General features: G+C 64.9%; 16 protein-coding genes. 10 read left to right on the top strand and 6 right to left on the bottom strand.

All coding sequences use genetic code 11. The features are described 5' to 3' along the window. Positions 1-3 precede the first annotated feature (3 nt). From ruvX to ABDB84_RS01465, 4 genes are all read left to right on the top strand, one after another. Positions 4-435 carry a Holliday junction resolvase RuvX gene (gene ruvX, locus ABDB84_RS01480; RefSeq protein WP_345917895.1) on the top strand — a complete coding sequence of 144 codons (432 nt, stop codon included), beginning with the start codon at positions 4-6 and terminating at the stop codon, positions 433-435. Next, positions 422-925 carry a bifunctional pyr operon transcriptional regulator/uracil phosphoribosyltransferase PyrR gene (gene pyrR, locus ABDB84_RS01475; RefSeq protein ID WP_345917894.1) on the top strand — a complete coding sequence of 168 codons (504 nt, stop codon included), beginning with the start codon at positions 422-424 and terminating at the stop codon, positions 923-925. Before ruvX ends, pyrR begins: the two co-directional genes overlap by 14 nt. After that, the gene (locus ABDB84_RS01470; protein ID WP_345917893.1) at positions 918-1,877 is read left to right on the top strand and encodes an aspartate carbamoyltransferase catalytic subunit; all 960 of its coding nucleotides are present in this window, start codon (positions 918-920) and stop codon (positions 1,875-1,877) included. Before pyrR ends, ABDB84_RS01470 begins: the two co-directional genes overlap by 8 nt. A gap of 187 nt (positions 1,878-2,064) precedes the next feature. Beyond that, complete coding sequence (locus ABDB84_RS01465; RefSeq protein WP_345917892.1) at positions 2,065-3,345, top strand: dihydroorotase; 1,281 nt, start codon at positions 2,065-2,067, stop codon at positions 3,343-3,345. Between the two features lie 71 nt (positions 3,346-3,416). On the opposite strand, the gene ABDB84_RS01460 is transcribed toward ABDB84_RS01465, so the two are convergent. The 4 genes from ABDB84_RS01460 to ABDB84_RS01445 all read right to left on the bottom strand — a co-directional run bounded on the left by ABDB84_RS01460 (position 3,417) and on the right by ABDB84_RS01445 (position 6,367). Beyond that, entirely contained in the window at positions 3,417-3,788 is a 372-nt protein-coding gene (locus ABDB84_RS01460; protein ID WP_345917891.1) for a hypothetical protein, read from the bottom strand. 133 nt (positions 3,789-3,921) lie between these two features. Continuing rightward, positions 3,922-4,476 carry a crossover junction endodeoxyribonuclease RuvC gene (ruvC, locus tag ABDB84_RS01455; protein ID WP_345917890.1) on the bottom strand — a complete coding sequence of 185 codons (555 nt, stop codon included), beginning with the start codon at positions 4,474-4,476 and terminating at the stop codon, positions 3,922-3,924. Positions 4,477-4,506: 30 nt separating this feature from the next. Next, complete coding sequence (locus tag ABDB84_RS01450; RefSeq protein ID WP_428715064.1) at positions 4,507-5,373, bottom strand: DMT family transporter; 867 nt, start codon at positions 5,371-5,373, stop codon at positions 4,507-4,509. Between the two features lie 268 nt (positions 5,374-5,641). After that, complete coding sequence (locus ABDB84_RS01445; protein WP_345917888.1) at positions 5,642-6,367, bottom strand: YebC/PmpR family DNA-binding transcriptional regulator; 726 nt, start codon at positions 6,365-6,367, stop codon at positions 5,642-5,644. A gap of 122 nt (positions 6,368-6,489) precedes the next feature. On the opposite strand from ABDB84_RS01445, the gene ABDB84_RS01440 reads away from it, so the two are divergent. From ABDB84_RS01440 to ABDB84_RS01415, 6 genes are all read left to right on the top strand, one after another. Then, positions 6,490-7,128, top strand: coding sequence for a hypothetical protein (locus tag ABDB84_RS01440; RefSeq protein ID WP_345917887.1), 639 nt, complete (start codon positions 6,490-6,492; stop codon positions 7,126-7,128). A 258-nt stretch (positions 7,129-7,386) separates the two neighbouring features. Then, positions 7,387-7,905, top strand: coding sequence for a GAF domain-containing protein (locus tag ABDB84_RS01435; protein WP_345917886.1), 519 nt, complete (start codon positions 7,387-7,389; stop codon positions 7,903-7,905). Positions 7,906-8,075: 170 nt separating this feature from the next. Further along, on the top strand, positions 8,076-10,697 hold the full coding sequence (locus ABDB84_RS01430; RefSeq protein ID WP_345917885.1) for a chemotaxis protein CheW: 2,622 nt from the start codon (positions 8,076-8,078) through the stop codon (positions 10,695-10,697). 82 nt (positions 10,698-10,779) lie between these two features. Continuing rightward, complete coding sequence (locus ABDB84_RS01425; protein ID WP_345917884.1) at positions 10,780-12,294, top strand: helicase HerA-like domain-containing protein; 1,515 nt, start codon at positions 10,780-10,782, stop codon at positions 12,292-12,294. Beyond that, complete coding sequence (locus ABDB84_RS01420) at positions 12,294-13,028, top strand: hypothetical protein (protein WP_345917883.1); 735 nt, start codon at positions 12,294-12,296, stop codon at positions 13,026-13,028. Before ABDB84_RS01425 ends, ABDB84_RS01420 begins: the two co-directional genes overlap by 1 nt. Positions 13,029-13,235: 207 nt before the next feature. Beyond that, complete coding sequence (locus ABDB84_RS01415) at positions 13,236-13,937, top strand: hypothetical protein (protein ID WP_345917882.1); 702 nt, start codon at positions 13,236-13,238, stop codon at positions 13,935-13,937. On the opposite strand, the gene ABDB84_RS01410 is transcribed toward ABDB84_RS01415, so the two are convergent. After that, a complete protein-coding gene (locus tag ABDB84_RS01410) occupies positions 13,931-15,163 on the bottom strand; it encodes a PepSY-associated TM helix domain-containing protein (RefSeq protein WP_345917881.1) in 1,233 nt (410 codons plus the stop codon). The two genes, ABDB84_RS01415 and ABDB84_RS01410, sit on opposite strands and share 7 nt — an antisense overlap. A 1-nt stretch (position 15,164) precedes the next feature. Next, on the bottom strand, positions 15,165-17,291 hold the full coding sequence (locus tag ABDB84_RS01405) for a TonB-dependent siderophore receptor (protein ID WP_345917880.1): 2,127 nt from the start codon (positions 17,289-17,291) through the stop codon (positions 15,165-15,167). Positions 17,292-17,419: the final 128 nt, after the last annotated feature.

Raw genomic sequence — 17,419 nt, 5'->3', positions numbered from 1 at the left:
CGGATGCCGACCCTGCTTGGCTTCGACTTCGGCACCGCACGTATCGGCGTCGCGGTCGGCGAGACGGAGAGCGGGCTGGCGCAGCCGCTCAAGGTGATTCATGGCGAGGCCAATGAGCTGCGCTTTGCCGAAATCGGCAAGTTGATTGCGGAATGGCAACCGGCGCGTCTGGTGGTCGGGCTACCCTCGACCGAGGACGGCAGCGAGCACGAGATGGCGCCACGCTGCCGCCGCTTCGCCAACCAGCTCAACGGGCGCTATGCCTTGCCGGTGGAACTGTTTGACGAGCGCCTGAGTTCGGCCGAGGCCGAGGAAATCCTCAGGGAAGCGGGCGGCAAGCTGGCCCGCGACTGGCGCGAACGCAAGCGGCTGCTCGATGCAGTCGCCGCCCAACGAATCCTGCAGAGTTATCTGGACCATCATGCAACTTCCTGACGCTGAACACCTGTGCGCGCAGCTTGTCGCGCTGATCCGCCCGGCGCTGCGCGCCGATTCCGTGATGATCGGCATCCACACCGGCGGCGTCTGGCTGGCCGAGCGCCTGCACGCCGAGCTGGGCCTCGCCGAGCCGCTGGGCACGCTGGATGTCGCCTTCTACCGCGACGATTACAACTCGCGCGGCCTGCATGCGCGACCGCGCAAGAGCGATATCCCCTTCGATATCGACGGCCGCACGGTGATCCTCGTCGATGATGTGTTGTTCACCGGCCGCACCACGCGTGCCGCGCTCAATGAACTCTTCGATTACGGCCGTCCCGGCCGCGTTGAACTGGCGGTACTGGCCGACCGTGGCGGGCGCGAGCTGCCCATCGCGCCGAGCTACTGCCCGCTGACCCTGACCGATCCACTGCCTGCCGGAGCGAGCCTGCAATTGTCGCGTGCGGAGTCCGGCGAACTTTCCTTCAGGTTGATGACCGATGCGTAATCCCCAACTCACCGCCAACGGTGAACTGCAGCACCTGCTGACCCTAGACGGGCTGCCGCGCCGCATTCTCGAACAGATTCTCGACACCGCCGAGCCCTTCACCGAAGTGGCCGAGCGCGAGGTCAAGAAGGTGCCGCTGCTGCGTGGCAAGAGCGTGTTCAATGTGTTCTTCGAGAACAGCACGCGCACCCGCACGACATTCGAGATTGCCGCCAAGCGCTTGTCGGCCGACGTGATCAATCTGAACGTCGCGACCAGCTCGACCAACAAGGGCGAAACCCTGCTCGACACGGTCGACAACCTCTGTGCGATGGGCGCCGACATGTTCGTCGTGCGTCACGCCTCGAGCGGCGCGCCCTACCTGATCGCCCAGCATCTGCAGGCGACCGGGCGCGAGCACATCTCGGTGGTCAATGCCGGCGACGGCCGCCATGCGCACCCGACGCAAGGCCTGCTCGACATGTACACCATCCGTCACTACAAGAAAGACTTCACCAAGCTGACCGTGGCGGTGGTCGGCGACGTGCTGCACTCGCGTGTGGCGCGTTCCGAGATCGCCGCGCTGACCACGCTGGGCGTGCCCGAAGTGCGCGTGATCGGCCCCAAAACCCTGCTGCCGACCGGCGTCGAACGCCTCGGCGTGCGCGTCTTCCACGATATGTACGAGGGCTTGCGCGGCGTTGATGTGGTGATGATGCTGCGCTTGCAGAACGAGCGCATGCAGGGCGCCCTGCTGCCCTCCAGCCAGGAATACTTCAAGGTCTGGGGCCTCACCCCCGAGAAGCTTGCCGTCGCCCAGCCCGATGCCATCGTGCTCCACCCGGGGCCGATGAATCGCGGTGTCGAAATCGATTCCGCCGTCGCCGACGGCCAGCACGCCGTGATCCTGCCGCAAGTGACCTTCGGCATCGCGGTGCGCATGGCGGTCATGAGCATGCTGGCAGGGGGCTGATGCTTCACCGCAAAGGCGCAAAGAGAGCGCAAAGGGCCGCAAAGCCTGCAGCTGGACTTTTCCGACAAGCGAATAGACGCGTATGAAGCAGAGCAGACAGACATGGCGATTCGGTCAAACACACGCCTTCGCGGCCCTTTGCATTGCCTTTGCGCCTTTGCGGTGAGCGTTTTTCAGGATTAAAAAAATGAACATTCACATCCAGAACGGCCGCCTCGTCGATCCGGCCAACAAGATCGACGCCCAGCAAGACCTGTTCATCAGCGATGACAAGATCGTCGCCGTCGGCAGCGCGCCGGCCGGCTTCGTCGCCGACCGCACGATAGACGCCAGCGGCCTCGTCGTCGCGCCCGGCCTCATCGATCTGGCGGCGCGCCTGCGCGAGCCCGGCTTCGAATACAAGGCCACGCTGGAATCCGAAATGGAAGCCGCAATGGCCGGCGGCATCACCAGCTTGGCCTGCCCGCCGGATACCGATCCGGTGCTCGACGAGCCGGGCCTGGTCGAAATGCTGTGCTTCCGCGCACGCAGCCTCAACCGCGCCCACGTCTATCCGGTCGGCGCGCTGACCGCCGGTCTCAAGGGCCAGCGCATCACCGAGATGGCCGAGCTGGTCGAAGCCGGCTGCGTGGCCTTCAGCCAGGCCAATGTGCCCCTGGTCGATACGCAAGTGTTGTTGCGCGCCATGCAGTACGCGGCCACTTTCGGCTTCCGCGTCTGGCTGCAACCGGCGGACCCCTTCCTCGGCCAGGGCGGCGTGGCGCACGACGGCGATGTGGCCTCGCGCATGGGCCTGACCGGCATCCCGGTCGAGGCCGAGACGGTGGCGCTGGCTACGCACCTGAAGCTGGCGCAAGCCACCGGCGTCAAGCTGCACGTCACCCGCCTGAGCTCGGCGGCCGGCCTGCAGCTGATCGACGAGGCGCGCAAGCTTGGCGTCGATGTCACCTGCGACGTGGCGGCGCACTACCTGCATCTGTGCGATGTCGATATCGGCTACTTCAATCCGCTCTGCCATCTGGACCCGCCGCTGCGCAGCCAGCGCGACCGCGAAGCCCTGCGCGCCGGTCTCGCCGATGGCCGCATCAACGCCGTCTGCTCGGACCACACGCCGGTCGATGACGATGCCAAGCAGATGCCGTTTGCCGAGTCCGAAGTCGGTGCCACCGGTCTGGAGCTGCTGTTGCCGCTGACCCTTAAGTGGGCGCAGGAATCCGGCGTCTCCCTGCTCGACGCGCTCTCGCGCATCACTGCCGATGCGGCAGGCATCATGGGCATCACCAAGGGCGGCCATCTGGGCGTTGGCGCACGGGCCGACGTGTGCATCTTCGATGCCCAGGCCGAGCGCGTGGTGAGCCGCGCCTCGCTGAAGAGCCAGGGCAAGAACACGCCCTTCCTGGGCCTCTCGCTGCCCGGTGTGACGCGTTACACCCTGGTTGAAGGGCGCGTGATGTACGGCAAGGACTGAGCGCTGCTGGCGTTCGCAAAAAGGCCGCTCATCGCAAGATGAGCGGCCTTTTTTACGTCTGCAGCGCGGGTTTACTTGGCGGCGCGGGCGATGTCGTGACGGCGTGCGACGCGGTCATGGTGCAGATCCTTGCGATCTGCGTGACGCGCCACGCGCTCCTGATGCAGTTCGCGGTGATCGGCATGCAGCGCCTGGCGGGCCGCCTTGGCGCCGGCTGCATCGCCAGCGCGGCGATCCTGGCGCAGGGCGGCGGCGTCGCGGCGCGTTTCGTGGCGATCACCGGCAATGGCGCGCTTGTCCTGGCGGATTTCCTTGCGCTCTGCGCGGATCTCACGTGTGTCCTGGCGGACTTCGCCAGCCACCGGCGCAGCAGGGGCCTGGGCTTGGGCAAGATTGGCAAGGCTCATCATGGTGAGGGCGGTGAGGCTCAATGCGAGTTTCATGGCATGTCTCCCTAAGGGCTTGATCAGGCAAAGCTGAAAGTGTTGCCTGGTGAGCACATTAACGGGCCAGCCATGCGGGCGAGGACCTGCAGTTGCAAGCAATTGTGAGCGCTTTTACACATTGCCGATGGCATCAGGCGACGATGCGGCTACCGCGTTTCTTGCTGCGCGTACCGAGGTTGCCGAGCAGGCCGCCGGCGCTGCCGCCATTGGCATGGGCAATGGCGCAGGCCAGCGCGTCGGCCGCGTCGGCCTGCGGATCGCCGGGCAATTGCAGCAGGCGCTTGACCATGTGCTGCACCTGTTCCTTGTTGGCCTTGCCGTAGCCGACCACCGCCTGTTTGACCTGCAGCGCGGTGTATTCCATCACCGGCAGATTGCGCGAAACAAGGCCGCAAATCGCCGCGCCGCGTGCCTGACCCAGTAACAAAGTCGATTGCGGATTGACGTTCACGAAGACGATTTCGACCGCTGCTTCAGCCGGCTGGTAGGTGTCGACGACTTCCTGTACACCGGCGAGGATCACTTTGAGGCGTTCCGGCAGGGTCGCGTCCGAGGGCGTCTTGATGCAGCCGCTGGCGATATAGGCAAGCTTGTTGCCGAGCCGTTCGATGACGCCAAAGCCGGTGACGCGCAAGCCCGGGTCGATGCCGAGGATGCGCGCGGGCGGTAAGCTGAGTGTTTGCATGCAGCGATCTTACCGCGCTTGGGGGACGGCCTAACGCCGCGACAGCCAGACGCCGAAGGCAGCGAGTGCCATGCCGAGCAGGGCGAGAGCTTGCAGGGTCTCATCGAACATCAGCCAGGCGAGCAGGGCGGTGGTCGGCGGCGTCAGATAGAACAGGCTGGTCACCTTGACCGCACGGCCACGGCGGATCAGCACATTGAGCAAGCTGATCGCCACCACCGACAGCATGATCACGTTCCAGCCCAGCGCGAAGATGAACGGCCCGCTCCACTCGATATGCATCGGCTCGATGGCCAGCGCGACCGCCAGGGTCAGCACGGCGCTGGCGCCGAACTGGATGACGGCGCCACTGCGCAGGTCGAAACTCGGGCAGAAGCGCTTCTGGTAGAGCGTGCCCAGGGTGATGCCGGCCAGCGCGACAATGGCCGGCAGCAGCGCCAGCATCGGCCAGTTGCCGCCGAGGCCCGGCGTGCGGCTGTGGGTCACCACCAGGGCCACGCCGCAAAAACCCAGCAGCAAGCCCAGCCACTGCTGGCGCGTGACGCGCTCGCCGAGCAGCCAGCCGGAGGCCAGCGCGGTGATCACCGGCTGCAGGCCGACCACCAGCGCGCTGAGCGCTGCCGGCAAGCCCGCCTTGATCGACATGAAGACGCCGCCCAGATAGGTCGCCTGGATCAGCACGCCGGCTACCGCGATATGCAGCACCGCGCGCCGATCACGCGGCCAGGGCGCACGAAAAATCAGCGCCGCCGCCAGCATCAGCACCACCACCAGGGCGTAGCGCGTGAGCAGGAAGCTCAGCGGCCCGGCGTACGGCAGGCCGAGCTTGGCGCCGATGAAGCCGGTGCTCCAGAGGAAGACGAACAGCGGCGCGAGTAGGCGTTCGAGCAAGAGCAGCTTTCAGCAAGTAAAAAAGCGGCGCAGCGCGCCGGATGCGGTTCGGTTAAGACGTGTTCAATTTTGGGGCGACGGATTTTTGTCGCAAAGGTCGCAGAGAAAGACAGAAGGTCCGCAAAGGGAAGAAAGAAGCATTTTCCTTTGCGAAGCTTTGCGTTTTCTTCGCGCCCTTCGCGTCTGAATATCGGCGCACAAAAATGCAATTTGCCTTTTAACTGAACGGCTCTGGCGCAGCGCGCCGCCTTTGGCAGGGCAGGGTGGCGAGGATTTACTCGTCCATCACCGCCGAGGTGTAGACGTCCTGTACATCGTCCAGCGATTCCAGCGCGTCGAGCAGCTTCTGCATGCGGACGGCGTCGTCGCCGCTGAGCACGGTCTCGTTCTGCGCCTTCATGCTGACTTCGCCGAACTCGGCCTTGAAGCCGGCTTTCTCCAGCGCTTCCTGCACGCTGCTGAATTCCCAGGGACCGGTGATCACTTCGATCGAGCCGTCGTCATTGGTCTGCACATCTTCGGCGCCGGCTTCGAGGGCCGCTTCCATCAGCGCGTCTTCATTGGTGCCGGGCGCGAACAGCAGGCTGCCACAGTGCTTGAACTGGAAGGCCACGCAGCCGTCGGTCCCCATATTGCCGCCGTACTTGGAAAACGCGTGGCGCACATCGGCCACCGTGCGTACCTTGTTATCGGTGAGGCAATCGACGATCACCGCCGCGCCGGCGATGCCGTAGCCTTCGTAGCGCGCCTCTTCATAGGTCACGCCTTCGAGCTGGCCGGTGCCGCGCTTGATGGCGTTGTCCATGTTGTCCTTGGGCATGGATTCTGCCTTGCCCTTTTCAATGGCCAGACGCAGACGCGGATTGGTGGCGATGTCACCGCCGCCCAAGCGTGCGGCGACCGTGATTTCCTTGATGAGGCGGGTGAAGATCTTGCCGCGCTTGGCGTCCTGACGGCCTTTGCGGTGCTGGATATTGGCCCATTTGGAGTGACCGGCCATAGGTGTGTCCCGAGCAATTGAACGAAGGCGGCGATTATACCGCGCAGCCTTGGTGTGCTGGCGTGCCTGTGCCGGCTTATGATCTGCAACAAATCTGCGGAGGTGTGGTGATGAAGCGAGGGATGAGGATAGGGGTGAAGCCGCTGATGCTGCTGGCCTTGTGGGTGCTGTGTACGCCGCTGCTGGCGCAGCAGGCGGAACGGCCTTTGCGCATGGATGGCTGCCTGGATCGCCAGGGCCGTCCCCTGGTCGCCGTGCTCGACGAGAATCTCGCCGCCGTCGCGCAGTACCGCATCGACAGTGGCCAGCCGCTGATCCGCTACAACCCGCAGGCGCTGCCGGCGCTGTTGCCCGCGTCGCGCCTGTTCGTCTTCGCGCACGAGTGCGGCCGCCAGTTCCTCGGCTTCGCGCCGGATGCCGAGCGCACCGCCGCGCAGGCGCGCCAGGCCGATTGCTGGGCCGTCGATACCTTGCGCCACTCCGGCGTGTTCAAGGACAGCGCAGGCATCCAGGCGGTCGAGCAGGATCTCGCCGCCAAGGCCGCCGACTGGGCGCTGCTGCCCGGCCCGGCGCGCCAGCTGGATCTCGCTAGCTGCAGCAGCCCGCCATCCCAGCGCGGCAGCCTGCTGATGCCAGCCGCTGCGGGGAGTGCCAAGTGGAACGCCTGCGTGCAGGGGTGCGGCGCGCGGCTGTACAGCTGCGGCCGGGCCGCGGGCTGCCAGGCGACATTTGATCAATGCATTGCCGCGTGCAAGCCTTGATTGCAGCCCAATACGCTTCGGTTGGGCGATGTGCGTGTTTGATGCGCTGGGTTGTTACGCAAAGGACACAAAGGACGCAAAGGACGCAAAGGAAAAGCAAAGGTCCACAAAGGAAACCGATTTTTGGCTTGCCTTTGCGGACCTTCGGTCTTTCTTCGCGTCCTTCGCGTCAACAATCCGTCGCCCCAACACTGAAGATGTCTTAAATCCACTGCATTGCTGAGTGCAGTGAGTCTTTTTAGCAGGAGCAGCACCGACGTGAGTTTTGAGCATTCGGATTTTCTGGACATGTCCAGCCCGCCGGCCAAGCAGGCGGCCTACGCCCAGCTGCTGGCGCAGACCCGCGCCGTGTTCGAGGGCGAGCGCGACGGGCTGGCCAATCTGGCGCAGTTCTCGGCGCTGATCTTCAACACTGTGCCCGGGCTCAACTGGGCCGGTTTCTACATGGCGCGCGGGGAGGAGCTGGTGCTCGGGCCTTTCCAGGGCAAGCTTGCCTGTGTGCGCATTCCCTTCAGTCGCGGCGTCTGCGGCGCCTGTGCGCGAACCCGAAGCGTGCAGTGCATCGAGGATGTGCACGCCTTTCCCGGCCACATCGCCTGCGATTCCGCCTCGGCCTCCGAGCTGGTCCTGCCGGTGCTGGTCGATGGCCAGCTCAAAGCTGTGTTCGACCTCGACAGCCCCTTGCCGGCGCGCTTTGACGCCGACGATGTGCGCGGCTTCGAGGCGGCGCTGGCCGTCCTCAGTGCGGCGACGGATTGGGCCAGCTTGCCGGGCTGATGCGCGCCCGCGACCGGTTGTTCCTGCAAGCAGAATGCACTTAAACGTATAAGCTCCATTCGGCCTCAAGTGTTCTAGGGGTTTGCCGTAGCAGCAGGGGACTGCGGTGCCTTGTCTGCCAAAAGCGTGACGGGTGCCTGATCGCAGAGCAGACTCCGGGAGCAACGCGCATGGTGAAGTACAAGAACATCGATCTCGACGATAGCCTGGCGGGTGTCATCCGCTACATGAACGCGGTCGAGGAATACCGCGAGATGCTGCAGAACCTGCAGTCGGTGTGGGACAACCTGACCTTGCTGGGCCAGCTCTCCGGCACCGGTACCGACATGAGCGGCACGCGCCAGGCTTTCAACCAGCTGACCACTTCGCTGCTCAATCAGCTGGGCACCGAGACGCTCAAGAAATGCGTGCTGGAGGTTGGCTCCAAGGCGCAGGTCGCAATCGACATCCTGATCCGCAATCTCTACGAGCGCACCGCCGACATCGGCTTTCTGGCCACCGACGAAGATATCCGCAGCTTCCTCAAGCAGAGCGCGGCCGGCGTGGTGGGCGATGAGCTGGCGGCTTTGCGCGCGAGTCTGCACAGCCGCTTTGCCGAGTATGTGGCCAAGTATTCGGTGTATTCGGACATTGTTTTGCTCGATACCGAGGGCCGCGTGCTGTTGCGCCTCGATCAGTCGGTCGAAGTCACGCACAGCAAGGAGCCGCTTGTGCGCGCTTCGCTGGAGACGCCGCGCGCCTATGTCGAGAGCTATGGCAGCCTCGACCTGCTGCCCGGCAAGTCGCGTTCCCTGGTGTATTCCTACCGCGTCAGTGGCAGCGATGGCGTGGCGCTGGGCGTGCTGTGTCTGTGTTTCCGCTTTGGCAACGAGATGGCCGGCATCTTCAGCCATCTGGTACCCAGTGATGACTGGTCGGTGGTGACCTTGCTCGACGAGCAGGGCCAAGTGATCGCCAGCTCGGACGAATTCCATATCCCGGTCGGTGCCCAGCTCGCTCCAGTACGCGATGCCGAGTACCGCATCGTGCGTTTCGGCCCGCAGGAATACATCGCCGTGACGCGCTCGACCCAGGGCTACCAGGGCTATTTCGGGCCTGGCTGGACCGGGCATGTGATGCTGCCGGTGCAGCACGCCTTCAACAAGGACGCCTCCGAAATGCTGCAGGGGCTCGCCCGCGAAGTGCTCGACACGGTGATGCAGAGCCCCAGCCTGTTCGGCGCCGCCTTGCGCGATGTGCCGGTGCAGGCGGCACGCATCCAGAGCGATCTGAACCGCTCGGTGTGGAACGGCAATGTGCGCCAGAGCGGCGCGGCGCGCGCGCAGAATCCGGGCTTCTCGAAGATCCTGCTGTGGGAGATCAGCAATACCGGGCGTCGCACCAAGGAGGTGTTCGAGCGCTCGATCAATAACCTGCACCAGACCGTGGTCTCGGCGATTCTGCAGGACAGCTGCTTCCAGGCCGCGCTGGCGATCGACATCATGGACCGCAACCTCTACGAGCGTGCCAATGACTGCCGCTGGTGGGCACTGACTTCCGTGTTCCGCGAACTGCTGGCCGAACCGCACTTGCCGGCCGATGCCGAGGCGCGCATTGGCGAGATCCTCGCCTACATCAACGGCCTGTACACGGTGTATTCCAACCTCGTGGTGTTCGATGTCGAAGGGCGCATCATCGCCGTGTCGAACCCGGCCGAACGCGGCAAGCTGGGCCAGCCGGTCGGCGAGGAATGGCATCGCCGCGTGATGGCGCTGGGCGATTCGCAGGGCTATGCGGTGTCCTCGTTTGCGGCGACGCCGTTCTACGACGGCCGCCATACTTACATTTATGGCGCGGCGATTCGCTCGCCGGACAATGCTCGCGTGGTCGGCGGTGTCGGCATCGTCTTCGATTCCGAACCGCAGTTTGCCGCGATGCTGCGCGATGCCTTGCCGCGCGATGAGGCCGGCCGCATCCAGCCCGGCTCCTTCGGCGTCTTCGTCAATCCGCAGGGCGCCGTCATCGCCTGTTCGGACACGCATTTCCGCCCTGGCGAGCAAATCGCCATCGATGCCGAATTCCTCTGCCTGCCGGCCGGCACGGGGCGCGCTGGCATCGTCGCGCTCGATGGCGAGTATTACGCGGTCGGCGCACGCAGCTCGGCCGGCTATCGCGAATTCAAGGGCAGCGCCGATGCCTATCAGGAGGCGGTGATCTCGCTGATTCTGGTGCCGCTCTGCGAGACCAGCCTGCAGTCGGTGCAGACCGAAGTGCCGCGCCCGAAGATTCTCTCCGACCGCGCGGGCGGCGAAGCCCTGGTCGAGATCGCCACCTTCCGCATCGGTCAGGAATGGTATGGCGTGCGTTCGGCCCAGGTGCTCGAAGCCGTCGATGCCAACGGCCTGACCGTGGTGCCCGGCGCCGGGCAGGATCTGGCCGGCTATCTGCGCTACGAGGGCATGCCGATTCCGGTGTTCCAGATCGAGCACATCGTGCACGGTGGCGAGCCGGTGGCCTCGGGCAGCAGCGAGGCACGCCAGGTGCTGGTGCTGCGGCGTAATGATGTGACCCATTTCGGCTTGCTGGTCGATGCCCTGGGCGAGATTCCCGAAGTCACCGAGAGCCGCCTCGCCGAGCTGCCGCCGGTGCTGGCGGGCGGCTATGTGCTGGCCGATTCCATCCTCGCCGTCGATGGCGCGGGCGACGACCGCATGCTGCTGGTGCTGGGCATGGACCGCCTGTATGGCCGCCTGTCCAAATCGATCACCGAACCGATGCTGGTTGTTGCGCGCAAGCACGCTGCCGCCGGTTGAGATACACCCTGCCGTGCATACGGCGTGCGCATAAGCGGCAAGTCGCGGTATAAACGAGGCTCCAGATCACGGAGCTTCACGCATGTCCGCACCGCTTGTGCTCGCCCGCGCGGGTGAGCAGGAAATCAGCCTGCTGCCGCAGTTTGCCAATCGTCATGGTCTGATTGCCGGCGCCACCGGCACCGGCAAGACCGTCACTTTGCAGAAACTCGCCGAGTCCTTCGCCGACATCGGCGTGCCGGTGTTCATGGCCGATGTGAAGGGCGACCTCTCCGGCCTGGGCGCCGCCGGCAAGCCCTCGGACAAGCTGCAGCAGCGCCTGGCCGAGCTAGCGATTGCCGACTGGGCGCCGCGCCAGAACACGGTGACCCTGTGGGACGTGTTCGGCGAAGCCGGCCACCCGCTGCGCGCCACCATTTCCGACATGGGCCCGCTGCTGATTGCGCGTCTGCTCGGCCTCAACGAGGTGCAGGCCGGCGTGTTGCAGATCGCCTTCAAGCTCGCCGATGACAAGGGCCTGCTGCTGCTCGACCTCAAGGATCTGCGCGCCATCGTGCAATTCGTCGGCGAACATGCCAGCGAGCTCACCGCGCAATACGGCAATGTCTCGGCGGCCAGCGTCGGCGCCATCCAGCGCGGCCTGCTGACGCTGGAACAGCAGGGCGGCGACAAGTTCTTCGGCGAGCCGATGCTCAACATCGCCGACCTCATGCAGACCGATGGCGAGGGTCGCGGCGTGATCAACATCCTCGCCGCCGACAAGCTCTACAACGCGCCCAAGCTCTACGCCAGCTTCCTGTTGTGGCTGCTTGCTGAACTGTTCGAACAGCTGCCCGAGGCGGGCGATCTGGAGAAGCCGAAGCTGGTGTTCTTCTTCGACGAAGCGCACCTTCTGTTCAACGATGCGCCGCCGGCGCTGCTCGAAAAGATCGAGCAGGTGGTGCGCCTGATCCGTTCCAAGGGTGTCGGCATTTACTTCGTCACCCAGAATCCGCTCGATGTGCCGGATGCCGTGCTCGGCCAGCTCGGCAATCGCGTGCAGCATGCATTGCGCGCCTTCACGCCGCGCGACCAGAAAGCCGTCAAGGTGGCGGCAGAGACTTTGCGCGCCAATCCGGCCCTCGACGCCGAAGCGGCGATCACCGCGCTGGGCGTCGGCGAAGCGCTGATTTCCTTCCTCGATGCCAAGGGCGTGCCCGGTATTGTCGAGCGCGCCCTGGTGTTGCCGCCGGCCTCGCGCATCGGCCCGCTGGCGGCGGATGAGCGCAATGCGGCGATCAATGCCTCGCTGGTGTATGGCGTCTATGAACAGGCGCTTGATCGCGAATCGGCCTTCGAAAAGCTCAAGGCGCCGGGCGCCGCCGCACCCGCCGCAGCGGGCGGCAGCGCGCAGAGCGGCACGCCGGCCGGCGAGGGCGGCGGTGTGCTCGGTGGCGCGCTGGGTGAGATCCTGTTCGGCCGCACCGGCCCGCGCGGCGGTCGCCATGACGGCCTGGCACAGATCGCCGCCAAGACCGTGGTGCGCACCATCGGCTCGGAAGTCGGGCGGCAGATCATCCGCGGTGTGCTCGGTTCAATTCTCGGGGGACGTCGCTGATGGCTACGCTGCAAAACTCTCTTATGCGCACGCTGCGCGGCTGGGCACTCGCCCTGGGCAGCGTGCTGGCGGCGCCGTTGCTGCAGGCGGCCAGCTATCCGCAGCTGGACGTCGATAGCATCGTGGCGCCGGCACCGGCACCCATCGATCAGGAGCGTCTGGCACTCGCAGTGGGTTTGCTGGCGCAGTATGCCAATACCTATCCCCTGCGTTTTGATTCGCAAGATGATCTGATTGTCGCTTTGCGCGATGCCACGGAGCTCAGCCAACGCTTGCGCACGCATCTGGAGGTGGCAAATCCCGAGCCGCAAATCCTGCTCCTCAGCGCGCAGCTCAATACCCAGGCATGGCGCATGGGGATGAAGCAGGGGGCAGAGCTGGCTTTTGAACAGTTTTCGCGCCTGCTACGCCAGTCGCCGGACGATATGCGCGCCAACTATCTGCTCGGCAGCTTCCTCAGCGAATTCGACGAGGCCGGTGGTCTTGCGCGCCGCTACCTGATCCGCGCCGATCAGGGCGGCATTCCAGAGGCGGCCTATACGCTGGGCATGCTCAGCATTGGTGATCGCGACATTCCCGCCGCCAAAGTCTATCTGGAGCGTTATGCCATACAGGCCGGCATTGGCGACGAAGACTTCAAGCGCTTGCTGCGTGCGGTCAGCAGCGGGCGGGTGAGGGTGAATTTTTCACGTCTTCCGGCCTTGCCGGCCGGCGTTGTCGAGCGCCTGCCCTGAGCAACTGCGGTCTGCCCGCATTCACTTGTACGCGCCAGGCGGCATGCTGAGGGGGGCTGATCGGCATTCGATGATGCGGGTCAAGCGCGAATAGTGCTCCGTAGCGTAGCGTGCCGCGTTTGCGGCATAGGTCTATGCCCAGGCATTGCTTGATGGCGCGGGGTGATCGCCAGGGCGTGCGCGAACAACAACAGGAGTGACAACCGCATGAGGATTTTTGGCGCAGCATGTCTGCTGCTGACGGCGACTGCTGCCAACGCCGGCCGGCCCTTGACGACCGAAGACGCGGGCTTCATCGACAAGGGCGGTGTCGAACTGGAGAACTACTACCATCGCCAGACTGCGCGGGGTGTGGAGTCGCTCAGCGGCCTGCATGTCCAGCCCAGCGTGGGTATCGGCTTCAATACCCAGATCGGTATCGGCGTCGATTTCCTGCGCCAGTACAACGCCGATTTCGAGGGGCGCAAAAGCAGTGGCGAATACGCCATCGTCGGCAAAACCGGCCTCAAGGCATTGACGGACGATGAGTACGGCGTGGCTGTTGCGTGGAGCGTGGATCGCACGCGGGCGCCGGGTGAGCGCTTCCGCTACGACAATGCCGCGCTCAACAGTGCGCTGACGGTGCCGCTGGAACAGTGGCTGCTGCACGCCAATCTGGGCTGGGCGCGCACACGTCTGGGCAAGCAGAACTCGACCACCTGGGCACTGGCCGCCGAGCGCATCGCTGCCATCGGCCCGGTCGATCTGGCGGCCGAGAGTTATGGCAACGACCACAACGCAGCCTGGCTCGGCGTGGCCGCGCGCTGGGTGGTCAAGGAAGACAAGCTGTTCATCGACAGTTCCTGGGCCAAGCAGCTGGGTGGCGAGCGCTCGCGTGCCTTCACCCTGGGGCTCAAGCTCGCCTACTGACTGGTGCCGAGCTCGGCGCCCACGCCGCTGGCGCGTGATGCGGGCTGATGCGTTTTGGCCAGGCGTGCGCGGCGCTTGCGCGCCCAGATGACGATGCCGGTGACGCTGAAGCTGGCAATCGCCAGACCCAGCAGCGAGACCAGGATGCGCCCGGGCAGGCCGGCGATGCGCCCGGAATGCAGCGGAAACTGCGCCTGCATGAAGATGTCGCCCGCGCTGCCTTCGCCGGGCACCGAGGCGCCGGCAAAGCGGCCGTCGCTGCCCTCGTAATGCAGCCAGGCATTGCCCAGGCCGCCATCGCCGTGGTCCTGGCCAGGTTCATAGAAGCCCACGCCATAGACGTCTGCCTGCGGGGAATAGAAGATGCCACCGGCCGGCAAGTGCCAGCCACGCCGGGCGGCTTCGGCGCGCGCCGCAGCCAGCACCTGCTCGCGGCTGACCCGCGGCTGGGCGGGATCATCCTCGGCGCGGAAGCTGCGGCCATCCCAGGGCGAGGCACTCAGCGGCGAGAGCTGGTTGATCAGGGGGCGCACCACTTGCAGCTGCAGGTTCATCGACACCGAAGTGATGGCGATGATCAGCACCAGCAGCCACAGCCATACGCCGCCCGAGCGGTGCAGGTCGAAATTGAGCTTGTAGCCGCCTTGGCGCCAGCGAAAGGCGAAGGATTTGCGCCAGCTCGCCAGCTTGGGGAAGGAGAGCCACAGCGCGACGCCGCAATCGACAATCCAGACGATAGCGATCAGGCCCATCAGCCAGATGCCGGTCTCGATGCCGCCGACATCCGGCAGATGCATGCTGTAGTGCAGCTTGTAGAGGAAGGGCAGCAGGTTTTCGCGTGACAGCGAGATCACGCCCCAGTCGCGCTGAGCCTGCTCGGCGCCGCTGACCGGATCGAGCGCGACCTGGTTGAAGCCGGGATCTTTGGCTTTGCCGCCGGCCTTGTCGGGACGCGGTTCGACGCGGATATTGAGCGCCTCGCCGGGCTCGACGGCCAGCGGCAGCCAGCTGATCTGCAGATCAGGATGGCGCCGCTCATATTCCTGCGCCAGATGCAGCGCGTCTTGTGGCACGCCCGCGCTGTCCGCCTTGAACAGGCGCGGATTGAGCCAGGCGTCGAGCTCGTGATCCCAGGAGATCAGCGCGCCCGTCGCGCCGGAAATGAACAGGAAGACCGCCGCCGTGAGGCCGAACCAGCGGTGCAGGACAGTCAGGGCGGCGCGCATCTCAGTACTTCCAGCTGAGCGTGACCATGGCGCTACGCGGTGCGCCGTAGTAGTTCTGCGACCAGCGCACGCTGTTGAGGTACTTCTTGTCGGTGAGGTTGTAGATGTTGAGGTCGGCCGACAGGTTCTTGTTGAACGCGTAGCCCGCCATCAGATCGATCAGCAGGTAGTCGTCCTGGCGGATCACCGAGCTGCTGCTCAGATCATTGTGCGTATCGCCTTGCCAGCGCAGGCCGGCGCCCACTTTGAGCGCTTCGTTGATCTGCCAGCGGGCGGCCGTTTTCAGCGTATGCGCCGGCATGTAGGTGCGCGCCACCTGGCCGGCGCTGTCGCGAATGCTTTGCGCCGTGTAGCCGGCACTCAGCTGCACGCCGCGCAGCACTTCGCCAGCGGCTTCCAGCTCGTAGCCCTGGGCATAGGTGTCGATGCCGCGGTAGAGGTCGCGCAGATTCACCGTTTCAACATACTCGGCCAGATTGTCCTGGCGCACGCGGAACACCGCCACGCTGGCGTTCAGGCGACCGTCGGCGCTGGCGTACTTGAGACCGCCCTCGGTGCTGTAACCGGTGGCCGGCGCGAGTCGGCTGCCGCTGCCGGATAGCTGGTTCTGCGCGGTGAAGATCGAGGCGAAGCTCGAATAGGCCGTAACGCTCGGCGTCAGCGTGTAGAGCAGGCCGGTGTAGGGGCTGGTGGCGCTGTCATCGCGGCCGTAGTCCATGCCGTAGTTGTCGCCAGCCGAGCTGACATGGGTATTGTTGGCGCCGAGGATCAGCTTGAGCTTGTCGGCCAGTTGCAGCTTGCTCGCGGCATACAGCGTGCGCTGACGCAGCCAGTAATTGGAGCTGTTGGAAGATGCGCTGTAATCCGGTTGCGGGTAATTGCCGCTCCAGTTGTAGATCGAGCTCAGCGCGGTGCCGATGTCATTCCCGTAGCCCGAGTACTCGCGTATGTTGGCGCGTGCATAGCCGGCGCCGAACAGCAGCTCATGCTGGCGCCCGAGCAGCGTGAACGGCCCGCTGGCGCGTGCGTCGAGCTGGTTCTGGCTGCTGTCCAGGGTGTACAGCGAGGGATAGCTGTAGAGCCCGAGGCCGGTGCTGCGATCGGGCGAACCGTAGGCGTAGAACAGATTGCTGTCCTGGTGGCTTTCGCGGCGCGTCAGCGAAGTGCTGGCTTGCCAGCCGTTGTCGAACACGTGCTTGCCCTCGATGAAGGCCGACTGGGTCTTGGTGGTCCAGTAGGCCCAGCTGGCGGCCGTGCTGGTCGAGCGATCCAGATTGGTTTGTGTGCCGTCCGACCAGGTCATCGGCAAGCCGCCCCACATGGTGCCGGTCGGCCGATTGTTCTGGTAGCTGTAGCCGGCGCTCAGCACGCTGGCCTCGCCGAGATCCGCTTCGAGGATCGCCGACAGATAGGTTTTGCGTTTGTGGTAGCGGTCCAGATAGGAGTCGCCATCTTCACCGCCGGCGACCAGACGGCCGCGCAGCGTACCCGATTCATTCAGGGGGCCGGCGATGTCGCCGGTCGCCCGTTTGTTGCTCCAGGAGCCATAGCTGATGCTGCCGGAAGCCTGCAGTTGGCGGGTCGGGCGCTTGCGCACGTAGTTGACGGTGGCCGAGGGATTGCCGGTCGAGGACATCAGGCCATTAGCGCCGCGAATGACTTCGATGCGGTCGTAGAGCGCAGTGTCGATGTCGCCCTCGACCAGGCCGAAAGCCATCGGCATGCCCAGGCCATCGACCTGGAAATTGGTGATGTCGAAGCCGCGTGCGGTGTAATAGGTGCGGTCTTCTTCGTAGCGCTGCACGGTGACCCCGGTGACGCCGTCGAGCACCGCATTGGCGGTGCTGGACTTGAAATCATCCATCTGCGCGCGGGTGACCACACTGATCGACTGCGGCGTTTCGGCTGGCGTCAGATCCAGACCGGTGGCCGCATTGGACTTCTTGACCGTGTAGCTGGAGGATTTTTCCGTAGCTTGTTGCGGCCCGCTGCCCTGCACGACGACGGCGCTCAGGCCGGGCTCGGTCGTCGTACCATCCGCAGCCTGTGCGCACAGCGGGACAGTGAAATTCAGGGCGCCGAGCACGGCGAGGGTGATGGACGAGCGCTGCGGGACGGGCGATAACATCAATTAACTCCAAGATACGAACGATAATAATTCTCGTTTACAATACACGACTCGTCTTCGCTCTTGCAATCTTCCAGCGCATTGCCGCCCACGCCGGACCAGGCACAAGGTGCCAATGGGTACTCATC

The sequence above is a fragment of the Uliginosibacterium sediminicola genome, from assembly GCF_039631295.1.
Classification (GTDB): domain Bacteria; phylum Pseudomonadota; class Gammaproteobacteria; order Burkholderiales; family Rhodocyclaceae; genus Viridibacterium; species Viridibacterium sediminicola.
The sequence above is the reverse complement of the archived record's forward strand: the minus strand, read 5'-3'. Positions and strand labels throughout refer to the sequence as shown.